At 46.4% G+C, this 15,415-nt stretch carries 18 protein-coding genes and 1 pseudogene; 11 read left to right on the top strand and 8 right to left on the bottom strand.

Annotated features, from left to right (window positions below; translation table 11 throughout):
- A partial coding sequence (locus P1P86_15895; GenBank protein ID MDF1576668.1) for a DUF4372 domain-containing protein occupies positions 1-305 on the bottom strand: 305 nt, incomplete at its 3' end.
- A gap of 188 nt (positions 306-493) precedes the next feature.
- Between P1P86_15895 and P1P86_15890 the strand changes: the two genes are divergently transcribed.
- Genes P1P86_15890 through P1P86_15880 form a run of 3 tightly spaced genes read left to right on the top strand, consistent with a single transcriptional unit; the run spans position 494 to position 3,328 of the window.
- Positions 494-1,042, top strand: a complete 549-nt coding sequence (locus P1P86_15890; GenBank protein MDF1576667.1) for a UpxY family transcription antiterminator — start codon at positions 494-496, stop codon at positions 1,040-1,042.
- 6 nt (positions 1,043-1,048) lie between these two features.
- Positions 1,049-2,206: a GDP-mannose 4,6-dehydratase gene (gmd, locus tag P1P86_15885; protein ID MDF1576666.1), complete on the top strand. Its 1,158-nt coding sequence runs from the start codon at positions 1,049-1,051 to the stop codon at positions 2,204-2,206.
- A 12-nt stretch (positions 2,207-2,218) separates the two neighbouring features.
- Positions 2,219-3,328 (top strand): GDP-L-fucose synthase, encoded by a 1,110-nt coding sequence (locus P1P86_15880; GenBank protein ID MDF1576665.1) that lies wholly within the window; start codon positions 2,219-2,221, stop codon positions 3,326-3,328.
- A gap of 44 nt (positions 3,329-3,372) precedes the next feature.
- On the opposite strand, the gene P1P86_15875 is transcribed toward P1P86_15880, so the two are convergent.
- Positions 3,373-3,813: a nucleotidyltransferase substrate binding protein gene (locus P1P86_15875; protein MDF1576664.1), complete on the bottom strand. Its 441-nt coding sequence runs from the start codon at positions 3,811-3,813 to the stop codon at positions 3,373-3,375.
- Between the two features lie 397 nt (positions 3,814-4,210).
- Here P1P86_15875 and P1P86_15870 point away from each other — a divergent pair, with 397 nt between their 5' ends.
- The gene (locus tag P1P86_15870; GenBank protein MDF1576663.1) at positions 4,211-5,341 is read left to right on the top strand and encodes a Fic/DOC family N-terminal domain-containing protein; all 1,131 of its coding nucleotides are present in this window, start codon (positions 4,211-4,213) and stop codon (positions 5,339-5,341) included.
- A 673-nt stretch (positions 5,342-6,014) separates the two neighbouring features.
- On the opposite strand, the gene P1P86_15865 is transcribed toward P1P86_15870, so the two are convergent.
- Positions 6,015-6,326, bottom strand: a complete 312-nt coding sequence (locus tag P1P86_15865) for a helix-turn-helix transcriptional regulator (GenBank protein ID MDF1576662.1) — start codon at positions 6,324-6,326, stop codon at positions 6,015-6,017.
- 777 nt (positions 6,327-7,103) lie between these two features.
- Between P1P86_15865 and P1P86_15860 the strand changes: the two genes are divergently transcribed.
- From P1P86_15860 to P1P86_15850, 3 genes are read left to right on the top strand one after another with little or no spacing between them, the layout of a single operon-like run.
- Entirely contained in the window at positions 7,104-7,607 is a 504-nt protein-coding gene (locus P1P86_15860) for a BlaI/MecI/CopY family transcriptional regulator (GenBank protein MDF1576661.1), read from the top strand.
- Between the two features lie 23 nt (positions 7,608-7,630).
- Positions 7,631-8,848: a M56 family metallopeptidase gene (locus P1P86_15855; GenBank protein MDF1576660.1), complete on the top strand. Its 1,218-nt coding sequence runs from the start codon at positions 7,631-7,633 to the stop codon at positions 8,846-8,848.
- A gap of 44 nt (positions 8,849-8,892) precedes the next feature.
- Complete coding sequence (locus tag P1P86_15850; protein MDF1576659.1) at positions 8,893-9,765, top strand: T9SS type A sorting domain-containing protein; 873 nt, start codon at positions 8,893-8,895, stop codon at positions 9,763-9,765.
- Positions 9,766-9,851: 86 nt separating this feature from the next.
- Here P1P86_15850 and P1P86_15845 read toward each other — a convergent pair.
- Both P1P86_15845 and P1P86_15840 read right to left on the bottom strand, forming a co-directional pair.
- A pseudogene (locus tag P1P86_15845) lies at positions 9,852-10,442 on the bottom strand (nucleotidyl transferase AbiEii/AbiGii toxin family protein).
- Between the two features lie 71 nt (positions 10,443-10,513).
- On the bottom strand, positions 10,514-11,026 hold the full coding sequence (locus P1P86_15840; GenBank protein ID MDF1576658.1) for a plasmid maintenance system antidote protein: 513 nt from the start codon (positions 11,024-11,026) through the stop codon (positions 10,514-10,516).
- A gap of 64 nt (positions 11,027-11,090) precedes the next feature.
- Between P1P86_15840 and P1P86_15835 the strand changes: the two genes are divergently transcribed.
- On the top strand, positions 11,091-11,306 hold the full coding sequence (locus P1P86_15835) for a helix-turn-helix transcriptional regulator (GenBank protein ID MDF1576657.1): 216 nt from the start codon (positions 11,091-11,093) through the stop codon (positions 11,304-11,306).
- 111 nt (positions 11,307-11,417) lie between these two features.
- Positions 11,418-12,398: a type II toxin-antitoxin system HipA family toxin gene (locus tag P1P86_15830; protein MDF1576656.1), complete on the top strand. Its 981-nt coding sequence runs from the start codon at positions 11,418-11,420 to the stop codon at positions 12,396-12,398.
- 22 nt (positions 12,399-12,420) lie between these two features.
- On the opposite strand, the gene P1P86_15825 is transcribed toward P1P86_15830, so the two are convergent.
- On the bottom strand, positions 12,421-12,708 hold the full coding sequence (locus P1P86_15825; GenBank protein MDF1576655.1) for a hypothetical protein: 288 nt from the start codon (positions 12,706-12,708) through the stop codon (positions 12,421-12,423).
- 110 nt (positions 12,709-12,818) lie between these two features.
- On the opposite strand from P1P86_15825, the gene P1P86_15820 reads away from it, so the two are divergent.
- Entirely contained in the window at positions 12,819-13,616 is a 798-nt protein-coding gene (locus P1P86_15820) for a hypothetical protein (GenBank protein MDF1576654.1), read from the top strand.
- On the opposite strand, the gene P1P86_15815 is transcribed toward P1P86_15820, so the two are convergent.
- Both P1P86_15815 and wecB read right to left on the bottom strand, forming a co-directional pair.
- Positions 13,597-13,986, bottom strand: coding sequence for a VanZ family protein (locus P1P86_15815; protein MDF1576653.1), 390 nt, complete (start codon positions 13,984-13,986; stop codon positions 13,597-13,599). The genes P1P86_15820 and P1P86_15815 overlap by 20 nt on opposite strands.
- Positions 13,986-15,134 carry a UDP-N-acetylglucosamine 2-epimerase (non-hydrolyzing) gene (wecB, locus tag P1P86_15810; protein MDF1576652.1) on the bottom strand — a complete coding sequence of 383 codons (1,149 nt, stop codon included), beginning with the start codon at positions 15,132-15,134 and terminating at the stop codon, positions 13,986-13,988. Before wecB ends, P1P86_15815 begins: the two co-directional genes overlap by 1 nt.
- A 133-nt stretch (positions 15,135-15,267) precedes the next feature.
- On the opposite strand from wecB, the gene P1P86_15805 reads away from it, so the two are divergent.
- On the top strand, positions 15,268-15,415 hold a 148-nt coding region (locus P1P86_15805), incomplete at its 3' end, for a transcription termination/antitermination NusG family protein (protein MDF1576651.1).

Genomic DNA, 15,415 nt, shown 5'->3' with positions numbered 1-15,415 from the left:
ATCTGAGCAAAGTCGGCATAGATGCGCCAGTCTCTTTTTTCATTGGCATCAGCCAAAGTCGATTTGGAAACAGGCTGGCTGATCCCAGAATGATACAACTTGCCAGAGAATGCAGTCAGGCAGTTTTCAATGTCACGGAGGCTTTCCCGGCCAGTGAGCTGAGCAAAACTCATGACCAGAAAATGCTCCCGACAAGAAAACTTCCTTACTCGGTAGTCGCCCTTGTATTCATCGACACACTTCTGGAACTCATATTCTGGTATAAACTTCATCAGCTGTGCAAAGACTGTTTTCCCTGTATACATACTCGCTCAAATATTGGAATGAGCAAAAGTATAATTTCAAGTCGTAAAATTTTTAAAACGTTGTAATATGCAGTATATTAATTTATTAAATTCCATTAGGTAAATCTTAACCGGACACTAGTGCATGGTTTTATGCAAGTTTAAGTTAAATTTGAACTGCTTAACCCAAAACGGAAGGAAGACTTAAGATGGATGCCAGGCAGGAAGGTGAATTTATGGTAAAGGCGAACAGTAAGGAGCCGGAGAGCAAGTGGTATGCGGTTTACACCCGGCCCAGGTTCGAAAAGCAGGTCCTGAAAGGACTGCTCGACCAGGGAATCGAGGCCTACCTTCCCCTGATCAAGACCATGCGGGAGTGGTCGGACCGGAAGAAGATGGTGGAGGTCCCCCTGTTCAGCTCTTATGTATTTGTCCACATCGACCGCAGACACTACGACCAGGTCCTCCGCACCCACGGAGCTGTTAAATACATTACCTTCGAGGGGAAAGCTGCCAGCATTCCCTCCGAACAGATCAACAACCTGAAGATCATCGTGGACAGCAATGAAAAAGTGGAGACCACCTGGGAGAGCAGGCGGAAGGGAGATCTGGTGATGGTCACGGCGGGCAGCCTGAAAGGCCTGAAAGGCGAACTGATCACCGAGGGCAATCGAAAGAAAGTGCTGGTGAGGATCATGGGCATCGATCAGAACCTGACCGTGGAAGTGCATGCCTCACTAATTGAAAAAATCAACTGATACAATATGTCCAAAGTCGCATTAATCACCGGAATCACCGGTCAGGACGGAGCCTACATGACCGAATACTTATTGAAGAAAGGCTACACGGTGCACGGAATCAAACGCCGGGCTTCGAGCTTTAATACCGAACGGATCGACCACCTTTACCAGGACCCCCATGTGGAGGACCGGAACCTGGTGCTGCATTACGGCGACCTGACCGACTCCATGAACCTGACCCGCATTATCCAGGAGACGCAGCCCGACGAGATCTACAACCTGGGGGCCATGAGCCATGTAAAGGTGAGTTTTGATTCCCCTGAATATACCGCCAATGCCGACGGACTGGGCACCCTGCGCATCCTGGAGGCCGTGAGGCTGCTGAACATGATCGAAAAGACCCGCATTTACCAGGCCAGTACCTCCGAGCTCTACGGACTGGTGCAACAGGTGCCCCAGTACGAAAAAACCCCCTTCTACCCCAGGAGCCCCTATGGCGTGGCCAAGCTCTATGCCTACTGGATCACGGTGAACTACCGCGAAGCCTACAACATGCACGCCAGCAACGGCATCCTCTTTAACCATGAATCACCCATACGCGGGGAAACCTTCGTGACCAGGAAAATCACCCGGGCCACCGCCCGGATCGCCCTGGGCATGCAGGAAAGACTCTATGTAGGGAACATGTCGGCCAAACGCGACTGGGGCCATGCCAAGGACTACGTGGAAGCCATGTACCTGATCCTCCAGCAGGACGAACCGGACGACTACGTGATTGCCACCGGAATTACCACGGAAGTCCGCTCGTTTATCAAAAAAGCCTTTGCGGAGACCGGACTGGAGTTGAACTTCAGCGGAGAAGGCGAAAAGGAAAGCGCAGCCATCGTCAGTCTGGATGAAAGCCGTTTCTCAAAGATGGTGGGCGAAACCTTTATTCCGGGCATCAAAGAGAAAATCAAATCGAACACCGCCGTGGTGGCCGTGGACCCGGCCTATTACCGTCCCAGCGAAGTGGACCTTCTTATCGGAAACGCCGGTAAAGCCCGGAAAAAACTGGGCTGGGTACCCAGATACGACCTGCAGGGCCTGATCGAAGAAATGATGCACTCGGATATCAACCTGATGAAAAAGGAAAGCTACCTGAAAGCCGGCGGATTTAAAACACTCAATTATTTTGAGTAAGAAAGAAAAAACATGGAAAAGAACGCTAAAATATACGTCGCAGGCCATACCGGCCTGGTGGGTTCGGCCATTACCAAAACGCTGAAGGAGAAAGGATATACCCATCTGCTTACCCGCGATTTCAGCGAGCTGGACCTGAGCAATCAGGCCGAAGTACAAGCCTTCTTCAAAAAAGAAAAACCCGAATACGTGATCCTGGCCGCCGCCAAAGTAGGAGGCGTGGTGGCCAACAATACCTACCGGGGCGAGTTTATCTACCAGAACCTGATGATCCAGAACAATGTGATCCATCAGGCCTGGCTGAATGGCACCAAGAAGCTCCTGTTCCTGGGCTCCACCTGCATTTATCCCCGGGAGGCGCCCCAGCCCATGAAAGAGGAATATCTGCTAAGCGGTCCCCTCGAATACACCAACGAGCCCTATGCCATCGCCAAGATCGCCGGCATGAAGCTCTGCGAATCGTACAACATCCAGTACGGCACCAACTTTATAGCCGTGATGCCCACCAATCTCTACGGTCCCAACGACAACTTCGACCTGGAAAAATCCCACGTCCTCCCTGCCCTGCTCAGAAAGATCCACCTGGGAAAATGCCTGGAAAACAAGGACTGGGAAGCGATCCGGAAAGACCTGAACACCTATCCCATCGAAGGAATCGACGGAAGCAGGCAGGAGCACGAAATCCTGAACATCCTGGACAAATACGGCATTCGTAAAAAAAACAAGCAGGTAAACGTGGAGATCTGGGGCAGCGGTACACCCCTGCGGGAATTTATGTACTCCGAAGATATGGCCGCTGCCTGCGTATTTATGATGGAGAAGGTGAATATCGGTCAGATCAATGCCTTCACCCCCACCCCCACGGATCCCAAAGATCCCCGGAAAATCCACTTTGTCAATATCGGAACCGGCCAGGAGATCTCCATCAAAGACCTGGCGGAAAAGATCAAGAACACCCTGAACTTCCGGGGAGAGCTCTGTTTTAACAGCGAAAAACCCGATGGCACCAAACGTAAGCTCACCAACGTGGACCTGCTCCATGGCCTGGGCTTCAAACACTCCATCGAACTCACTCAGGGCCTGGATTTCATGTATCAGGCCTACCTGGAGAAACAAGCGTAGCTAAAAAGGGGAAGCTTACAATATGTTCAGTTAAATCCCGGTTTTCAATAAGGTGAAACATATTTCCCTTCCATCACTCTTTGAAACTGGAGGAATGCGGGATGGTATTCCTCAAGAATCTTCTTAAAAATTTCGTGCGCAGTCTCCTCGTTACAGGTGTGTGCTGTTTTAACACGGCTCTTAAGCATATCCATCCACCTGTCTCCATCTGCAATAAGCTTTGTTGAAAAAGCATATCTGATTGCGTCACGCGAGCCTCCAATATCCGAATTGCCCTGATACAGGGCATAATCTTTCATTACGTTCCAGGCCAGCTCAAAGGTATATTCAAAACGATGAATGAACCCTTCCATGATAATCTCCTCAAGAACAACATCAGCATTCTCAAAGTCCGTATCTATATATCCTACCGCATCTGTGAGCTTTTTTAACGCTTTGTTGAAATTGGAGAACCGTTGTTCCCACCTGATATCCTTATCACTCATTTTTTAATTCTATTTTACAAGGATTTCCCTTGATGTTGTACAAACTTACAAGGAAATCAGCTTCAAGATCATTAATCCTTCTTCGTAATTTCACTGAAGTATAATGACCTGTAGTTATATCTTTTGGATATTATAATAACACTTATTAGCTTCTTTTTAGATGATGATCCAACAACCTTAAATTCCATTTATCGGCCATAATACCGATAAAAACCGCAAAAACTTTCAGATCGTTTCATCCAAAAAAATAGTAGGTCTGGTTCAGGTCATGGATGAGATCGGGCCCGGGCGAAAAGAGCAGAAGCACATTAAAAATCCCAATAATTAATGTTTAGTAAGAAAAAACACTTATATTTAAGGTTAAAAATCGAGTATACATTAAAATTCGTATTTATTAATGTCTGAATTATTATATCCGGTGAATCCTGATCGCACTATTCCGTGGAATGATCTGCCCCTGTTACCTGTCCGGGAGGAACTCTATCGGACTGTCGAGGTGATGGAACAACTTGGCCATGCCAAAGCTGCATTGGCAAGGCTTCATGGTCGCAGTGCAGTGATTCCTAATCAGGGACTATTAATAAACTCGATCAGCCTGCAGGAAGCCAAAAGCTCAAGTGAAATTGAGAATATTTTCACAACTAATGATGAGTTATACAAAGCATATAGCGATCAGAAAGTGGAAACAAGCGGTGCCTCCAAAGAGGTGTTAAGATACCGGGAAGCACTTTGGTCAGGCTATCATTATTTACTGGAGTCTAAGGTATTCGATCAGGACTACTTCATCCGGGTTTTTCAGGAAATACAACAGACAACTGAAGGAATCCGGCCTGAATTCCTGAATACTACTATTAAACAAGGAGGTTCACAAACAAATGCAGGTCAGGTTATATATACACCACCAAGAGGGTCGTCTGTCATTCGAAATAAGTTGAATAATCTTGTTGAATTTCTGAACAATGATGAGCAATACCCAATCGATCATCTCATAAAAATGGCTATTTCACATTTTCAGTTTGAAGCCATTCATCCCTTCCGTGACGGAAACGGAAGAACCGGTCGTGTATTTAACATCCATTACCTGACAAACAAAGGATTACTGGATGTTCCTATACTGTTCCTCAGCCGGTATATTCTTGAGCATAAGGAAGACTACTATTTTACAATGATGGGTGTTTCTCAAAGAGGTAACTGGAAAGACTGGATCCTGTTTATGCTTAGGGCTGTTGAAAGTACAGCAAGTATTACCTTGCACAAGATCAATGATATTGTTCAGGCGAAAGACTCTGTTCTGGACTATATTAAAAAGACTGATCGAAAATTCAGAAGGCCTGAAAATCTTATAGAATTCCTCTTTACACAACCATTCACAAAAGTAAAGCACCTGGTTGACTCAAAGATCTACGCTGAAAACACGGCCAGGGAATATTTAAACAGTTTATGTGAAATGCAGGTGTTAGAAAAGAAAGAAATCGCAGGGCATCACTACTATTTGAATCAGGAGTTATACCGGATACTATCAGAATAGAAGGGAGTAGTCTTCCGCCTTCTGAGAATTTGGCTAATTTTGGATCTGATGATGCCACAGCGCTACAAACACTCCATTGAACTCAATCAGGGCCTGGATTTTATGTATCAGGCCTACCTGGAGAAACAAGCGTAGCCAAAAAGGGAAGCCTACAATATGTTCAGTTAAATCCCGGTTTTCAATAAGGTGAAACATAATTCCCTTCCATCACTCTTTGAAACTGGAGGAATGCGGGATGGTATTCCTTAAGAATCTTCTTAAAAATTTCGTGCGCAGTCTCCTCCTTACAGGTGTGTGCTGTTTTAACACGGCTCTTAAGCATATCCATCCACCTGTCTCCATCTGCAATAAGCTTCAAGATGATTAGCCCTTCTCCGCAATTGTCTTTTAAAAATATCTCTGCGATGAAGGGGTTGTCAGTGGTCCCGGCTACTAACGACAGCATCTTTAAATTGAAAAACACTGTCTTTCTTTATCATATCCTCCAGATTGATCGTAGGTAAATGATACTTGTTAAAAGGTGTGTTCTCTGTCTTGGCGTGCAAGATACCCCGGGCTGTCCCAACATCAGCAGCAAACCTGAAATTCACCTGGATCTGAACATTCGAAACATTTATCAGGTTATCCTCAATTGCAGCAAATTGCTCCGTGGTAATTTTGCTTAACACAAAGCCTATGAGGGCACTTCTATCAGAGTAATACCAAGCACTTGTTCAATCTTTGAAATGGTTTCGAGGGTAAGGTTTTCTTTGCCTTTAACTACTTTATTGATATACTGGGGAGTAACGCCCATCATTGCAGCCAGTTTTTTCTGCGTCATCCCATTAGTGACCTTTTGCGCACGTATTTCACGAAGTATTCGCAATGATATTTCGAAAGATCGCTTTGTCCAATTTGCATTGGTCTTTCGTGCTTTAGCTTCCTCCAGCCAAGCGGATGTTTGGCCTGATGTAAGTCTGTCAAAATTTTCCTTTGTTGTTCCCATAACAACTAACTTTCCATTTCTTCGATTAATCCATCTATGTCTGCAATTCCCTTGCTAAGCAGATAGTGCCGACACCATTTCTTAACCAAGATGCACTGGCTTTGCTCTTTCTTCATGTTACTGCATGATCTGCAGGTTGTGCAAAGGTCTAAATACTCCTGCCAGTTCTCAAATAACCTGGAGAACACATCTTGTGTTTCACCTGCATATTTTACGGCAAACAAATAGTCACCAAATATAGAAACTATTTCGATAAAATCAACCTACAGGTTTATTTATAACGTTTGTCCTCTTCATAATGTTAAATGAATACACGGATCTAACTTTTACACACTAGCTCTGAACAACATAGAAAGCTAACACCGGACTTTTATTCGCTCGGGTTGGACTTATGTCCGCTGGGAGAAAGCTGAAGTCCGCTGGCGCCTGTCTTAAGCCAATTTACAGATTCGCGATGGATCTTGCAGTAAAGGATCCGGTCCGCCTCCAGGAAGAGCTCTTCCTGCTGATTTTTGCCAGGGCGCTGTTAAACAGCGGGGATGCCGGAATAAGCGAATACCCTCCTTGAAGAGATAAAGGCCAAGGCACTAATGATCGGGCAATCCTGTTTTTATGAGAAAACCCTCCTTATGGATCAGTAAATTCAAAAGCTCTGAATTTATTGCTTAATGATATTTTGCATGCGTATTATTTGGAATTGTTCTTTATTACGTATTTATCAGTAATATATCTGATTAATCCGTAGTATTACTGAAAAAAAAGTAATAAACTTGTTTTATGGAACAATTAACAAGCAAAGAAGAGGAGGTCATGCAGGTAATCTGGGAGCTGGAGAGGGCCCTGGTGAGGGATATCATGAACAAACTTCCCAATTCGGGCCAGCCCTATACCACCGTGGCCTCCATCGTTAGGATCCTCGAACGGAAAGGCTTTGTCAGTCACAAACCATACGGGAAAACACATGAGTATTTCCCGCTTATATCCAAAGCGGAATACCGGAGAAGTAAGTTCAAGGGCCTGCTTTCACAGTATTTCGATAACTCTATTGAGAGCGTTGTCTCCTTCCTGGTCAAAGAAGAAAAGGTCAGGCCGGAGGAACTGGAGGAACTAAGCAAGCTGATCGCCCGGGAAAATAACAGGGATACAAAGGATCAGAAGAACGATCAGAAGAACGATCAGAAGAACGATCAGAAGAACGATCAGAAGAACGATCAGAAGAATGATCAGAAGAATGATCAGAAGAATGATCAGAAGAATGATCAGAAGAACGATCAAAAATAATGTCATGGATAAACCCACATCCGATGAAAGAACTGCTAACCTATGTATTTGAATCAGGCATCTGCCTGGCGGTCCTGTTCGCCCTGTACTGGATGGTCCTTCGCAAGGAAACCTATTTCCGGTTCAACCGGATCTACCTGCTTGGAATGGTGGTCGTTTCCTGCCTGATCCCGCAGGTGGCCAATGCGATCAACCTGCCTGAATTGTCAGGCGTTAAAGAAACGACAGTTGCCAGGGCAGCAGCATGGAACTGGCCCGGGCTGATACTTTCCGTCTACCTCACAGGAGCCGGCCTGCTACTGCTCCGGACCCTGATCGGAGTCATCCGGATACAGCTATTGAAAAGAAGCGGAAACATCGTCCGGCACCAGGGATACTCGGTTGCCTACCTGCAGCGGGAAATCGCTCCCTTCTCCTTCTTCAAAACCGTTTATTTAAATAAAACAGGACTGGCAGAGGCCGAAGAAAGGCACATCCTCAACCATGAGATCACGCACATCCGGCAACTGCATACCCTGGATATCCTCTTCCTCGAGATCTTCCTGGCCCTTTTCTGGTTCAATCCCTTCATGTGGTTTACCAGGAAGGCCCTGAAAAGCACCCACGAATACCTGGCCGATGAGGGCGCGCTGAACGAAGCATCCGGTCCGGCCCCCTATCAGTCGCTGCTGCTGAACCAGATTTCAGGCTTTATGCCCGTGGCAGTCAGCCACAGTTTTAACTCCAACATAAAAAACAGAATCGCCATGATGTGTAAGAAAAAATCCGGCCTGATGGCCAGGCTAAAACCCCTTGCCCTGCTCCCCGCACTTGCCTGCCTTACCTTCCTGTTTGCCTGCAATGAGCAGGAACTCCTACCGGAAGTAATGGAACCTGAAACCGAAGCAGTTGTTCCGGAACCTGAAGTCTTTGTAGATGAAGAAGTCTTCTATATTGTGGAAGAAATGCCCAAATTCAACGGGGGCGATCCGGCTACGGAGTTTCGCAGCTACGTTGCTCAGAACCTTCAATATCCCGAAGTTGCCGCCCAGAATAAAATCAGCGGCCGGGTGATCGTCCAGTTCGCCGTAGACAGCGAAGGGAATGTGGTGGATGCAGTGGTGGTGCGGGGGGTCAATGACTTCCTGGATGAAGAAGCTGTCCGGGTGGTCATGTCCTCCCCCCAATGGACCCCGGGAAAACAAAAAGGCAAAGCCGTCAAGGTACTCTTTAACTTCCCCATCAACTTTGTGGCGCCTTAAATGCGTCAGAGCTTTTCGCAAAATTGTTTTCATAAATTTGATTTATGAAACAGATACTTGTAACTGCACTTTTACTAACAGGTCTTCTTCTCTCCCGCCCCTGCCGCTCACAATTGATTGCCGATGCCGGAAATGATACTGCTTTTTGCGACTACAAATGGGAACAGGCGTCCATTGGGGGAAAGCCATCTGCGTATGGGGGTACTGAACCTTACACCTATGCTTGGTCGACCGAATACCACTATGCCGGACATACGTTTTATGCGTCTTTTTTGCTGGAAGATACAACCGTGCCTAATCCGGTATTTACCGGTCCGTTCACAGATTCTGCAAAATTCTTTTTAACTGTCACAGATGCAGATCAAAACGCGGACATGGATTCCGTATGGGTACGGTTCTCTCAGTATACCATTTGTACGGGAGATTGTTTCCATTGGATCAATCCCGGAGACAGTGTACAACTGGGCCACTGTATCACCGGCGGGATCCCTCCTTTCCGGCATGTTTGGACTCCCGGGGAAAGCCTGTCAGATTCGACTTCTGAAAGACCCTGGGCAAAACCATTGTCCAATACCCTTTATGAATTGATATATACAGATTCTATCGGCTGCGAGGCCTATTGGAACTGTATCATTACAGTAACTCAATCTGGCATCAAAACAAATGATACAGGCAAGGAAAATATACAGCTATATCCAAATCCAACCAGCGGCCTGGTTCAAATCAGCATCACTCACCCGCTGCATATTAATTCTTTACTGAGATTTTTTAGTGCTGAAGGCAGACTGGTAAAAGAAGTCCTGATCAGCGATCCGTTTCTGACGATCGATCTCAGTGATCTTGGTCAAGGCATTTACTTCTACAAATGGATTAAAGCGGATGAAGTTGCCGGATCGGGCAAAATAATCCACAAATAAATTTTGATAGAGACTTATGCAGGGACTGCGCCAGGTGGTATGTAGTGCTCTGATTTTTTACTGGCCGGGAAATTCGAACGCAGCATTTAGGCCACATCAACCAAAGCCTCTGCGATATCCAGTTTAATTAGTTCCCAATATTTCCCCCTTAAACAGACAGGATCAAAATCATCATCCGCTTTTTCAAATTTCCCGAATTTGTTTAAGATTTCTTTTCTGTCATGGGTATAGGGATAACGTTCCTGGTGAAGCTGGAGCATCTGGCTAATGGTATAATCGTTTAACAATTCATGAAGATCCCAGAAGTCCTTTTTCCGGCCACCGCGCCCAACCACATCGATTTTCATAGCCACAATGTCATCTATTTCGGCAAAGCGGATTTCATCCAAATTCAGAATGGGCCTGATAAAAGGATCTGTGTAGCAAATATCCAGTTTGATGCACTGATCTTTTGATTCTCCCACGAAGTAAGATTTTCCATGACCGATGGCTCCGAAATCAAAGGTTTCGAGGTAATAGAATTATCCTTTCAGGTAGTTTTTAATGGCCTCAAAATCGATTGTTCCATATTCAACTTCTGTGAACAGATCAATATCAACCGATTCCCGATGCCCAAGTTGTAAACTGAGTCCGGTGCCCCCAACCAGGCGAAAAGTCTGGAACATATCTTCCTTCATCAGCATTTCCAGAATGGATCGCAGAAGCGGACTTACGGTCTCGTAATGTAACTTAAGTGGCATGATACAATTTACGCGGCATTAGAAGCAGGAAGTCCATATGAGCGATAAATCCTCTTTGCTGCCGGAGAAAGGTTATTTACACGTTTCAGCATTAAAGAAATATCTTTCTTCCCGTAAAAGCGAATGATTTCCTGGATCTCCTGGTCATTTCCCCTTTCCAGGATCCGGGTGATAATGCTGGATTTATTTTTATCCCAGTCAATGGTTTTTATATCCGTATCCCAAAAAACAACGGGTCTGAATTTTTCAAGATCAGGATGTACCGGGCCTGTCAGCTTTCTCTTTTCCTGCCTGATATCGTGGTAGGTCTGGAGAATACTGAAAAAACTTTCATCCAAACCCAGTGCTTTACCGATTCGAATAGATAAGGAAGGATTGATTTTTCTCTTCCCTTTGGTAATATCCCCCAATAATTGAGGGTACTCATTTATCGAAAGGGCAAAAGACCTTTTGGAAAGCCCCCTTTTCCTGAGCTCTCTTTCAAGGATAATCCCGGGATGTATCCCTTTAATCAGGTTCATATTTTTATCAATCGCATACATGGTTCTTGCCTGCAAATATAAACATTTTTGTTTACATAACCAATTGATACGCAAAAAGCTTCGTCTTTCCCAGAAAGAGATGGCCGAACGCTCAGGCGTTTCGCTGGGTAGTCTGAAGCGATTTGAAAACACTGGTAAAATTGCCCTGGAAACGCTTCTTAAACTAGCCAACTTAACGGGGAGGCTTAAAGATTTTGACACCGTCTTTCAAAGCGACAATCATCTTGATGAAGTTAAGAAGCTCTTCACCAATAAATAAAGACCATGAAGGCAGTCGGCAAACTACTTGTTTCACTAAATATTGAGGGACAAAGGCATGAAGTTGGTGAATTGATACGCTCGGAACAAAAAATCTACTTCCGGTATAATTATCCCAGGTGAGAAAGAGCCTTTTGACGGATTGTTCGGGGTTTTCAATGATTCGCTTCCCGATGGCTGGGGACGCTTACTGCTGGACAGAACTTTAAGTTCCAGGGGAATAAACATACAGGAGATCACTCCCCTCGACCGCCTGGCATTTGTTGGTTCAGGAGGAATGGGCGCCCTTGTATACCAGCCTGATTATGCGGCTGCCACGGGATCTGAATTGCAGATTGAATTAGATGAAATTGCCAGAGCAATGAATCACATTCTGCAGGGGACCGGTTCCGAAATTATTGAGGAGCTATTTGAACTTGGAGGCTCTTCGGGAGGTGCCAGACCGAAAATATTTACTGCATATCATCCAGGTACGGGGGAGATCCTTCATGGAAAAAAAGAGCTTCCTGAGGGATTCGAGCCCTGGATAATTAAATTTCCCTCATCGTCCGACAATCCTGAAATCGCCAAAATTGAATATGCATACCACCTTATGGCAGTTCGGGCAGGTAAGCTCAGGCTGCATGTTCATACTGCTTCAGGCTTAATGCATGACAACTTCAGGGCAAGTACGATGGATTACGGGCATCTGATGGACTGTGCGTTTCGCCTGGAAAAACATGTGGAGGCATACAGAAAGGTATTTCGCCTGGCTGCCTTTAACGTATTCAGTCATAACCGGGATGACCACAGCAAAAACGTTTCTTTCCTGATGAATGCCCGGGGAGCATGGCAGCTCGCGCCGGCTTATGACCTTACATTTTCCTACTCTTCGTACGGATTTCACAGTACCATGACAGCAGGCGAGAGTCAATGTCCGGGCACAGTGCATCTCCTGAAATTAGCCAGGCACTTTGGCCTGAAAGATGGCAAGGAAATAATTGATGAAGTAAGAAGTGCAATTGCCAACTGGAACACTATTGCAAAAGATACTGGTGTCAGCTCCGAAACCATACATAAGATACAGCTGGCTCTGAACAACATAGAAAACTAACACCTGACTTTTATTCACTCGGTCACGACTTATGTCCGCTGGGGAAGCGCTGAAGTCCGCTGGCACCCGTCTTAAGCCAATTTACAAATCCACGATGGATCTTGCAGTACAGGATCCGGTCCGCCTCCCCGAAGAGTTCTTCCAGCCTGATAAAGCCAGCCGCCCGTTGACTCTTCACACCTCCCCTTCTCTCCAGGGCTTCACTGTCACGACCATATTTGATATCGGTGTAGCTGAAGTGCAGGTTTTTTTCCAGGACACCACGGACAGCCGCGCAGGAGTTCAACTTGTTGCTTAGTTCCTTTTTCATAAAAAACAGTTTGAAATTCTCAGCGCTTCCTTCTTCCCTGTAAAAATAAAAAAAGCAGGGGAACAAAACGGGCGTAAGTGCTATTAATAAAGAATGCAGATTCTCTATCTTTGAGAAAACCTGATATGGCCGATTTTACCCTAAATACCTATATACAACTGCTCCAAACCCTGATGGAGCAGGATTTCAGCTTTCAGACCTTCGGGGATTACCTGACCCAGCCGGCCAAAAGGAGCATTGTATTAAGGCATGATGTGGATAAGAGACCCCAAAACTCCCTCGAACTGGCAAAGATTGAATCGGAGTTCGGACTGAAGGGAACCTACAACTTCCGGGCCAGACCCTGCAGCTGGGACGAAGCCATTATAAAAGAAATTTCAAACTTGGGACACGAGATCGGCTACCACTACGAGGAATTATGCACTTATAAAGGAGATCGCGAAAAAGCCTTTGAAGCCTTTCAGCGCAATCTGGAAAAACTCCGGCAACTGGCGCCGGTGTCCACCATCTGCATGCATGGCAGTCCCCGTTCGAAACACGACTCCCGGGACCTGTGGAAAAGCTTTGACTACAAGGAACTCGATCTCATGGGGGAACCCTACCTGGATATGGACTTCTCCAGGGTGCTGTACCTGAGCGATACAGGAAGACGATGGGATGGCCAGCGGGTAAGCGTCCGGGATAAGGTGGATCAAACACAAACCCAACTCCTGCAGCAGAAAGGCAATTTGATCCATTCCACCAGGGATATTATCAAGGCAGCGAATGAAAAGGCCCTGCCGGATACCCTGATGTTAACCATTCACCCCCAACGATGGCATAATAACAAAGTCCTCTGGCTAAGCGAACTGATTAGCCAGAACCTGAAAAATGAAGTGAAACGGGTTCTTAATCTAAAGAGGCAATAATCCGTGACAGCCTGGCCCGGAAAAGAAGCATCAAAAACAAGCCGATCAGCACCCCCACACCGTTTGCAAGCAAATCGTTGATATTGAAGGCCCGGTAGGGAACCAGCAGCTGCACCGTCTCAAAAAGCACCACCACCAACATGGAAAGCACGATGACCAGAATCCATCCGGCTTTCCTGCCCCAGCGGCTCAACAGCAGAATGGCCGGCAAAGGAATGTAAAAGAGGGCATGCAGCAGGTAATCGGCCCGGACATGCAGGGTATAGTTATTACTAAGGGCCGTGGACCCCATGCCCAAGGGAATCAGCGCACCCACCAAAAGCAACAGCAGGTATAATCCCGCCAACCAGTTCGTAAGAATAATTTTCATCAGGTAGCTTTGATGATCGCCTCCAGGCAACGTTCAGCCGTTTTACCATCCCATAACTCGGGTCGTACTGCTTTACGTTTCATAACCATGGCTTTGCGATACTCTTCCCGGATACGCTCCACGTTGTTTCCAACAAGCACTGAGGCGCCACCATGCTCCTGAAGTGTCACCGGCCTTTCGGTGTTCCAGCGCATGGTCAGACAGGGCGTTCCCAGCACCGTGCACTCCTCCTGCAATCCGCCGCTATCGGTCAGAAACAATTTGGCGGTCATATTCAGCCGCAGCATATCGTGGTAGCCAATGGGCTGCATCAATACCAGGTTGGGGGTACGGACCACCTGCTCCCACAGGCCAAACAATTCCAGCTGCTTACGGGCACGGGGATGGATGGGCCACAATAAGGGCATATCAAAAGCCACTTCATCGGTGAGGAAATTCACCAGAGCCGTAAAGATTTCTTTATGATCCACATTGGATGGCCGGTGGAGAGTCATAACGGCATAATGCTCATCCTCCACCTCAGGCAAATCAGTGCCCTCAAGAAGTAAATTTTCTTTTAGAATATCCTGAATCTTTAGCGCTGCCGCTTTCTCCCTCTGCGCCTCCAGGGTATCAATCATAATATTCCCCACAAATCCAATCTTCGCATCCTCAACCCCTTCTTTTTTCAGATTCTCAATGGACAGCGTATCGGGAGTCAGCAAGAGATCAGAAAGCCGGTCGGTCACCAGCCGGTTGATCTCCTCGGGCATCCGCTCATCGCCCGAACGCAGTCCCGCCTCAATATGACAACACTTTACATGCAGCTTTTTAGCAGTCACCGAGCAGGCCAGGGTGGCATTCACATCACCAACTACCACTACCCAGTCGGGTTGCTCTTCCATCACCACCTTTTCAAAGGCAATCATGGTATTTCCCACCTGTTCGGCATGACTCCCCGACCCTACCTCCAGGTGAATATCAGCCGGTGGTATCCCCAACGAATCAAAAAAAGTCTGCGACATCTGGTAGTCATAATGCTGCCCCGTATGAACCAGAACATGTTCCACCTGCTCGCCGCTACCTGCATTATACTTTTCAATGGCCCTGATAAACGGGGCTATTTTCATAAAGTTGGGCCTGGCGCCCACAACGGAGATTATTTTCATGCTTTTGAAATCTGGCAATAAAGCTAATCATTCGATGTTAATTAAAACCAAGGAAAAATAAAATCAACCCGATAAGGAATCGTTATATTTAATAAATTTGAATGCTTAACCCTAATCTGAAGGAGGATGTGCGATGGAGACCACGCGGGACGATGGTATAGTGATAACGGAGAAAGGTAAAGAACTGGCCACCAAGTGGTACGCTGTTTACACGCGGCCCAGGTTTGAAAAGCGGGTTCTGAAAGGTCTGACCGACCAGGGGATTGATGCCTACCTTCCCC

The organism is Bacteroidales bacterium (genome assembly GCA_029210725.1).
Taxonomy (GTDB): domain Bacteria; phylum Bacteroidota; class Bacteroidia; order Bacteroidales.
Note: the sequence above shows the minus strand (reverse complement) of the source record. Positions and strands in the feature narration are given on the sequence as shown.

Bases quoted from the DNA above. Each gene is read 5' to 3' on its own strand.
- P1P86_15890 (MDF1576667.1), top strand. From the start codon at position 494: ATGGATGCCAGGCAGGAAGGTGAATTTATGGTAAAGGCGAACAGTAAG.
- gmd (MDF1576666.1), top strand. From the start codon at position 1,049: ATGTCCAAAGTCGCATTAATCACCGGAATCACCGGTCAGGACGGAGCC.
- P1P86_15880 (MDF1576665.1), top strand. From the start codon at position 2,219: ATGGAAAAGAACGCTAAAATATACGTCGCAGGCCATACCGGCCTGGTG.
- P1P86_15875 (MDF1576664.1), bottom strand. From the start codon at position 3,813: ATGAGTGATAAGGATATCAGGTGGGAACAACGGTTCTCCAATTTCAAC.
- P1P86_15870 (MDF1576663.1), top strand. From the start codon at position 4,211: ATGTCTGAATTATTATATCCGGTGAATCCTGATCGCACTATTCCGTGG.
- P1P86_15865 (MDF1576662.1), bottom strand. From the start codon at position 6,326: ATGGGAACAACAAAGGAAAATTTTGACAGACTTACATCAGGCCAAACA.
- P1P86_15860 (MDF1576661.1), top strand. From the start codon at position 7,104: ATGGAACAATTAACAAGCAAAGAAGAGGAGGTCATGCAGGTAATCTGG.
- P1P86_15855 (MDF1576660.1), top strand. From the start codon at position 7,631: ATGAAAGAACTGCTAACCTATGTATTTGAATCAGGCATCTGCCTGGCG.
- P1P86_15850 (MDF1576659.1), top strand. From the start codon at position 8,893: ATGAAACAGATACTTGTAACTGCACTTTTACTAACAGGTCTTCTTCTC.
- P1P86_15840 (MDF1576658.1), bottom strand. From the start codon at position 11,026: ATGAACCTGATTAAAGGGATACATCCCGGGATTATCCTTGAAAGAGAG.
- P1P86_15825 (MDF1576655.1), bottom strand. From the start codon at position 12,708: ATGAAAAAGGAACTAAGCAACAAGTTGAACTCCTGCGCGGCTGTCCGT.
- P1P86_15815 (MDF1576653.1), bottom strand. From the start codon at position 13,986: ATGAAAATTATTCTTACGAACTGGTTGGCGGGATTATACCTGCTGTTG.
- wecB (MDF1576652.1), bottom strand. From the start codon at position 15,134: ATGAAAATAATCTCCGTTGTGGGCGCCAGGCCCAACTTTATGAAAATA.